At 65.8% G+C, this 6,406-nt stretch carries 7 protein-coding genes; 2 read left to right on the top strand and 5 right to left on the bottom strand.

The annotated features are described in order from the left end of the window. Positions 1-89: 89 nt before the first annotated feature. The 4 genes from V7053_RS09535 to V7053_RS09520 are packed head-to-tail and all read right to left on the bottom strand — an operon-like array spanning position 90 to position 3,995. Positions 90-1,430 (bottom strand): MFS transporter, encoded by a 1,341-nt coding sequence (locus V7053_RS09535; RefSeq protein ID WP_334172042.1) that lies wholly within the window; start codon positions 1,428-1,430, stop codon positions 90-92. Positions 1,431-1,481: 51 nt separating this feature from the next. Beyond that, on the bottom strand, positions 1,482-2,495 hold the full coding sequence (locus V7053_RS09530) for a biotin-dependent carboxyltransferase family protein (protein ID WP_334172041.1): 1,014 nt from the start codon (positions 2,493-2,495) through the stop codon (positions 1,482-1,484). Then, positions 2,492-3,214, bottom strand: coding sequence for a 5-oxoprolinase subunit B family protein (locus V7053_RS09525; protein ID WP_334172040.1), 723 nt, complete (start codon positions 3,212-3,214; stop codon positions 2,492-2,494). Before V7053_RS09525 ends, V7053_RS09530 begins: the two co-directional genes overlap by 4 nt. A 1-nt stretch (position 3,215) precedes the next feature. After that, positions 3,216-3,995 carry a LamB/YcsF family protein gene (locus V7053_RS09520; RefSeq protein ID WP_334172044.1) on the bottom strand — a complete coding sequence of 260 codons (780 nt, stop codon included), beginning with the start codon at positions 3,993-3,995 and terminating at the stop codon, positions 3,216-3,218. Positions 3,996-4,200: 205 nt separating this feature from the next. On the opposite strand from V7053_RS09520, the gene V7053_RS09515 reads away from it, so the two are divergent. Then, positions 4,201-5,130, top strand: a complete 930-nt coding sequence (locus V7053_RS09515; RefSeq protein ID WP_334172039.1) for a LysR substrate-binding domain-containing protein — start codon at positions 4,201-4,203, stop codon at positions 5,128-5,130. A 145-nt stretch (positions 5,131-5,275) separates the two neighbouring features. Next, positions 5,276-5,497 (top strand): hypothetical protein, encoded by a 222-nt coding sequence (locus tag V7053_RS09510; protein ID WP_334172038.1) that lies wholly within the window; start codon positions 5,276-5,278, stop codon positions 5,495-5,497. A gap of 191 nt (positions 5,498-5,688) precedes the next feature. Here V7053_RS09510 and V7053_RS09505 read toward each other — a convergent pair whose 3' ends face one another. Then, on the bottom strand, positions 5,689-6,372 hold the full coding sequence (locus V7053_RS09505) for a 4-carboxy-4-hydroxy-2-oxoadipate aldolase/oxaloacetate decarboxylase (RefSeq protein WP_334172037.1): 684 nt from the start codon (positions 6,370-6,372) through the stop codon (positions 5,689-5,691). Between the last annotated feature and the right edge of the window lie 34 nt (positions 6,373-6,406).

Below are 6,406 nucleotides of genomic sequence, written 5' to 3'. Positions count from 1 at the left end.
CATTGGTACTCCAGATCTGGGTTGGGTCGACGCCGGCGAGGCGGCCGGGGAAGGGCGTCCGTCGTCGTACGACGACGCCGGAGGTCACGTCACGCATCCCGGAGCGGCTCGTGCGCACGGTCCTTGACCGTGCTCACGGCCGCCAGAGTCCCGAGGGCAGTGACGACGGCGTAGAACGCCGGCATGTAGACGTTGCCCGTGCTGCCGATCAGCCACGTCATGAGCAGGGGCGCCGTGCCGCCGAAGAGGGCCGATGAGATGTTGTAGCCGAGGCCGTAGGCGGAGTAGCGGACGCGGGTCGGGAAGAGCTCGACGAGCAGGATGTGGATCACGGCCGTGTGGCCGGCGAAGACGATCGCCATGATGCTTGCGCCGAGGATCGCGAGGCCGACGCTGCCGGTCGCGATCAGCGCGTAGCACGGGATGCCGACGATCGCCATGGCTATGGCCGAGCCCGCGATGACCTTCTTGCGGCCGTGGCGGTCGGAGAGCTTGCCCATGATCGGAATCGCGACGCAGATGACGACGAGGCTCACCGCGGTGACGAGCATGCCTTCGCCGGTCGTGAAGTGCAGTTTCTTGCCGGTGAGGAACGTCGGCATGTACGAGAACAGGACGTAATAGCCCGAGCCGTTCATGAGCGGGATGAAGAGTGCGAGCCACATGGCACGGCGGTGCTCGCGGGACTTGAAGGCCTCTTTGTATGGGTTGCGGGAAAGGCCGCCCTCCTGCTTGAGGCGCACGAAGTTCGGCGTGTCGCTGATGGCTCGGCGGATGTACCAGCCGATGATGCCCATCGGAATGGCGACGAGGAACGGGATGCGCCAGGCAAACGAGCCGAAACCGCCTCCGTCAATGGCAGCCCGAGTGAGCCACGGAGACATCGCAAAGCCGATGATGGTGCCCGTCAGCAGGGCGGCGAAGGAGGCGATCTGCGCATACGAGGTGATGATGCCTCGCTTGCCCTCGGGGGCGTGCTCGGCGAGGAACGTCATCGCGCCAGCAGCCTCGCCGCCGACTGAGAAGCCCTGCACAAGGCGGAGGGTCACGAGGAGTATGGGAGCTGCGACGCCGATGGCGGCGTACGGTGGCAGCAGGCCGAGGGCGGCTGTTGCCGCGCTGATGAGCATGATGACGAAGACGAGGAGCTTCTGGCGGCCGATCCGGTCCCCGAGGAAGCCGCAGACAACCGCACCCAGCGGCCGGACGAAGAAGGAGATCGCGTACCCGGCGAACACGAAGAGGAGCGCCGCATTAGGGTCGCCCTTCGCGAAGAAGACGAACGAGAGAGTGGTCGCCATGAATGCGAAGATGCCGTTGTCATAGAGCTCGACGAAGATGCCGACGCATCCCGCGATGACGACCTTGAGCGCCTGGCGGCTCGTGAGCTGCCCGTGCCGCACTGGTGCAGCTTCGTGACGTGTGGACATGATCTTCCTTAATGAGATGAGCCTAGAACGCCCGCGGTGGATAGCACAGGTTCAGCCGCAAGCGGCGGTTGGCAGAGCCTGTCTGCCGGCCGAGTCGCCGATACCCAGGAGACCGAGGACGGTCGTGACGGACTGCCGGAGGTTTTCGAGTTGAAGCATCGAACGGCGGTAGGCCGATGTTGCCTCGGCCACTGACGTGGGTCTGAAGCGGATCCTGTCGCCCGGGCGCGCCTGGGCCAAGACGTCGAGCCCTAGGCTCGTGGCGACGGCGAGCACGGGATAGCCCGCCGTCACTCCGCGGCCCCGGTGAAGCACGAGGAGCTCCTCGCGAGAGGGGACTTCGATCGCGCCCACTGGGACTCCACGGGAGAGCAGTTCGCGCGAGGAGACCCTCTCCGGGAGGCTCCCGCCGAGCCGGAGGCCGATGTGGTTGCTCCTCGGGCTCACCGTGTACTCGGAGCTGAACAGAAGGCTGGCCGATTCGCCGAACTCGGCGAGATCCGGGCCGTCCGTCACGTCCACGAGGACCTCGTGCCCCGCGGACCGGCGCTCCACCGCGAGACGGAAGAGGGGCATGTCGAAGTAGGGCTGACGGAACGGTGGCACGGGGCGTGGGACGGTCAGGACCGTCCCCTCGGTGAGCCGCACGCCGAAGCCGACGACGCTGTCCGGCGCGCAGCTGCCGAGAAGCCGCGGCACCTCCACGGAGCCGTGGATGGCGAGGTAGGCGCGCAGGCCTCCGTTGATGCCGCGGACTGCGACGGTTTCGCCTGCCGCGACCGAAACCGGCTCCCACTGCGGGTACGCACGCCCGCCCACCGTGAGCACGGCGGTGGCGCCGGTGACGGAGATCAGGAGGTCCGCCGTCGTCGTCATCCTGAAGTCCAAAGCCGTCAGCTCGAGGAGAGGGGCATTGTCCCCGTTGCCGGCGAGGATGTTCGCGGCCCTCGCCGAGTACTGATCGAGTGCGCCGTTCACAGGAAGGCCGAAGCGTGGCCCGCGGAACCTCCCGAGATCGGTGACCACGGTGTTCCCCGGCTGTTGGACGAGGATCTGGCCGCTCACGACTGAGCCTCCATGAACGCGCCCACGAGCAGCCCGAACTCACGCCGGGACACGGGACGGAACCGGATCGTGTCCCCGGGCCGGTAGGGCACGAGGGGGTCGCGTCCCACGTCGAGCAGCGTGAGGGGGGTCTGTCCGATGACCTGCCACCCGCCCGGCGCGACGGCAGGCGCGATGACGGCTTGGCGTCCGGCGACGGCAACCGCCCCGGCTGGCACACTCAGGCGCGGGTCCTTCAGACGCGGAACCGGAACCGGAAAGTCTGGCCCGTCCATCATGGGTGAGCCGGCCGGCGCCCCGAGGCAGCGGATGACGTAGCTCTTGGTCGAGTGCAGACGAACCACCTCCTCCGACGAGATTCCCTCGAAATCGGCGACGGCTTCGAGATCGGGGCCTGCTTCGCCCCCGTACAGGACCGGAACGTCGAAGTGGCGGGAGGGCGTGCCCTCGTCCCCGGAGAGCCCGAGCTGACGCGCAGCGAGGTTCACGAAGGCGCGGACCTGACGGGCGGAGATGGCCAGCGTGTCGAATTCGACGAGTACCGAGTCATAGGTGGGAACCGCTCCGTGGAGGCCCTCCGCACCGCAGGCTTCCAGCCAGTCGGCGAGGCGATGGACGGTGCTCCAGTTCTGTTCCGCGTCGTCCGAGACGGCCACGACGCGCAGGGCCGCGTCTCCGGATTCGAAGACTTCGAGGGGGGAGGGCGTCAGATCGTCCATATCAGGCCACCGACTGCTGTGCCGCGAGAACCTCAGCGAGGGGTGCGATGCTGACGCCGGCGGCAGTCAGCTCGCTGCGGATGACGCGGGCGAGTTCGACGGCGCCCGCGTTGTCTCCGTGCAGGAGCACGGTATCGGCCTGGATCTCGAGGTCGGAGCCGGAGACCGTGCTGATCTTCCCCTCGCAGACCATCCGGACGGTGCGCTCGACGATGACCTTCGGATCATGGAGCACGGCGCCGGTGAGGCCGCGGGGAACAAGTGTGCCATCGTCTTGGTACGCGCGGTCCACGATTCCGACGAGTGCCACCCGCAGGCCTCGTTCGCGGGCTGCCTTCGCGAGCGCACCTTCTTGGGCGACGACAATGAGTTCGGGGTCCACCCTGACCGCAGCCTCCGCCACGGCGGCCGCGTAGTCAGGCCGCACTGCGACGAGATTGCCCAGGCGGCCGTGCGGCGCGACGTGGGAAACGCGGGACCCGTGGAAGGCGGCGAACGCCGAGAGCGCGCCGAGTTGATAGACCACGTCGTTGCGGACTTCGTCCTCGGCGAGGTCCATGGCGCGCCGACCGAAGCCGCGGAGATCGGGGAAGCTGGGATGCGCGCCGATGCCGACTCCTCGGCTCACGCACTGCGCGACCGTGGCATTCATGATGTCGGGATCTCCCGCATGGAACCCACACGCGATGTTCGCGCTCGAGACGATGTCCAGCAGCTCAGAATCATTGCCGATCCGGTAAGCACCGAATCCTTCTCCTAGATCTGCGACGAGATCGATCATCGGGTTCACGTGTTTCTCGTTTCGTGAATAGCTGAATGGGAACGCCGGAATTCTTATTGCAGCTTCTGCCAGCTCTGGACCGTTCCGAACCGTGTAATAAAATTAGCGTTTGAGGCCTCGGTCACACAAAGACATGATCCCTGTCCCGGCATATGCTTGGCTTATGACGGGGCGGCCCCCTGCCCAGCAGCGAAAGGCGGACACCGTGGATACGCGGAAGCTCGAGTACTTCGTCAAGATCGTCGACTCGGGCAGCATCACGAAGGCCGCGGCTGCCCTGCATGTCGCGCAGCCGGCACTGAGCCAACAGGTTTCTGCCCTTGAGAAAGAGCTCAAGCAGCGGCTCCTGATCCGGAGCAAGCAGGGCGTGGAGCCCACCGCGGCCGGCCATGCCCTCTACCGACATGCCCAGACGATCCTTCGGCTCGTCGAAGAGGCCCGTCAGGACGTGGCAACATCAGGTGCAGCGCCTTCTGGGCGCGTCTCCATCGCCATCGCTCCCTACAGCATGGCCTCTAGCCTGGCCCCGAGGATTGTCGCCGAGGTGAGGCGCCGCTACCCGGACATCATGCTGCACCTCACGGAGATCGTCGGAGGCGTCCTGAGCGAGGCCATCAAGAACGGCAAGCTCGACATGGCCCTGATCTACGAACCCGGCGAGATCCGTGGGGTCCGGTTCACGACGATGATCGTCGAGGACCTGTACGTCGTAACGAGTCCGGACGTCGAGTTGGCCGTCGACGCAAACGGTGCCGTGCCCTTGCGGGAGGCGGCGAAGCTCGATTTCTTCCTGCCGGAGAGCAATCACACGATACGCCAGTTGGTGGACAGGGCCCTCGCCGAGCAGGGCCTGCCCCTCCGACTCGCAGGCGAGATCGAGTCCGTCCCGTCCTTGAGCCGGCTGCTCCATGCCAACCTCGGCGCGACGATCCTGCCCCGGTCTGCCGCGGATGCCCTCTTCCCCGAGCACGGCTACAAGGCATTCCGGATCGTCGAGCCTGCGCTCCAGTGCAAGATCGCCCTCTGCACGGCGGACCACGAACCGATGTCCGAAGCTGCATCGGCTGTGCTGATCCTCCTGCGCGATCTCGTGAAGAGCCAGTTGCTCGCGCATTACGGCACCGACGCGGCCTAGGCGCTGCGCCGCCATCCATAGCATCGGCTTATCAAGCCACTCGAGTTTGATCTTATTCTTCCGAGATTTCGCTGCCTAGCATTGAGTTATCGGATCAATTCGATAGACCAGCAAAGCCTGTTCTAGCAGCGCGAGGAAGCCTGAAATGAAGAAGATCAGCCACACCAGTTGGAATCTGCGGAAGCTGCACGGCGTCATTGTCGCCACCGGATCGCATTGCCCTGCCAATGGACTGTGGCAGCCCCTCGATTCCGACGGCGAACCCTTGTTTGTCTTTGAGGGAAGCATGATGCCGACCCATGCGGGCGCGACCACCGAGTGGATGCTCGTGCAGACGAGCAACAGGATCCTTGACCACGCGCAGTGACCACCCGCGCCGCCCGAGAACACCCGCCGCGGGAACGTGGGGGCCATCAACAGAACCACTCAACAGAACAGAGAACGGAGGAGGGCGCCTTGCCTGGGCAAGGCGCCCTCCTCCGTGTCGGGCGGCGTCAGGGCGGTGAGGTGAGGTTGGTCGTGTCGCGTCAGTGACGCCACTCCCATTACGGGGGAGGCTCACTCCTCGACGAGCAGACCCTTTGCCTTCAGGACGTCCGTCAGCTTGCACAGCTCGATGGTGGTGCCGCCCGCGTGGTAGGCCTTGATCAGTTCGTCTTCTGCGTCGACGCGCGCTTGGGACAGCGCGATGACTTCCTCGGCTTCCTCGCGCCGCACGACGACGACGCCGTCCGCGTCGCCCCGAAGGATGTCGCCCGGGTACACCACTTCGTCGCCGAAGACGATCGCGTGGTTGATGGGGCCAAGGGTTTCTTTGACGGTTCCCTTGATCGAGATGCTGCCCGAGAAGACGGGGAGCCCGAGCTCGATGAGGTCCGCCGTGTCGCGCACGCCGGAGTCGGTCACCATCGCCGCAATGCCTTTGGCCTTCATCGCGTTGCCGAGCACGTCGCCGAACGTGCCCGCTTCCGGGAACTCGCCTGCGCCCACGAGAATGACGTCACCCCTCTGCGCGTAGTGGATCGCCACCTGGAGCATGAGGTTGTCGCGCGGAGCGCAGCGGACTGTGACCGCGGGCCCGCAGAAGGACATGGATCGATCGATCGGCTTGATCCGGGAGCTGAGCGCACCCTTGCGGCCCTGGGCCTCGTGGATCGTCGCCGAAGAGAATGCGGCGAGGCGCGCGACGACGTCAGCGTCCGGGCGTTCGAATTTGGTCTTGACGTGGATCATCGGTTCCATGGTTCTCTCTTCAATTCTCTGATGAACTCGGCCA

It is taken from the genome of Sinomonas sp., from assembly GCF_036848755.1.
Lineage (GTDB): Bacteria > Actinomycetota > Actinomycetes > Actinomycetales > Micrococcaceae > Sinomonas.
The sequence above is the reverse complement of the archived record's forward strand: the minus strand, read 5'-3'. Positions and strand labels throughout refer to the sequence as shown.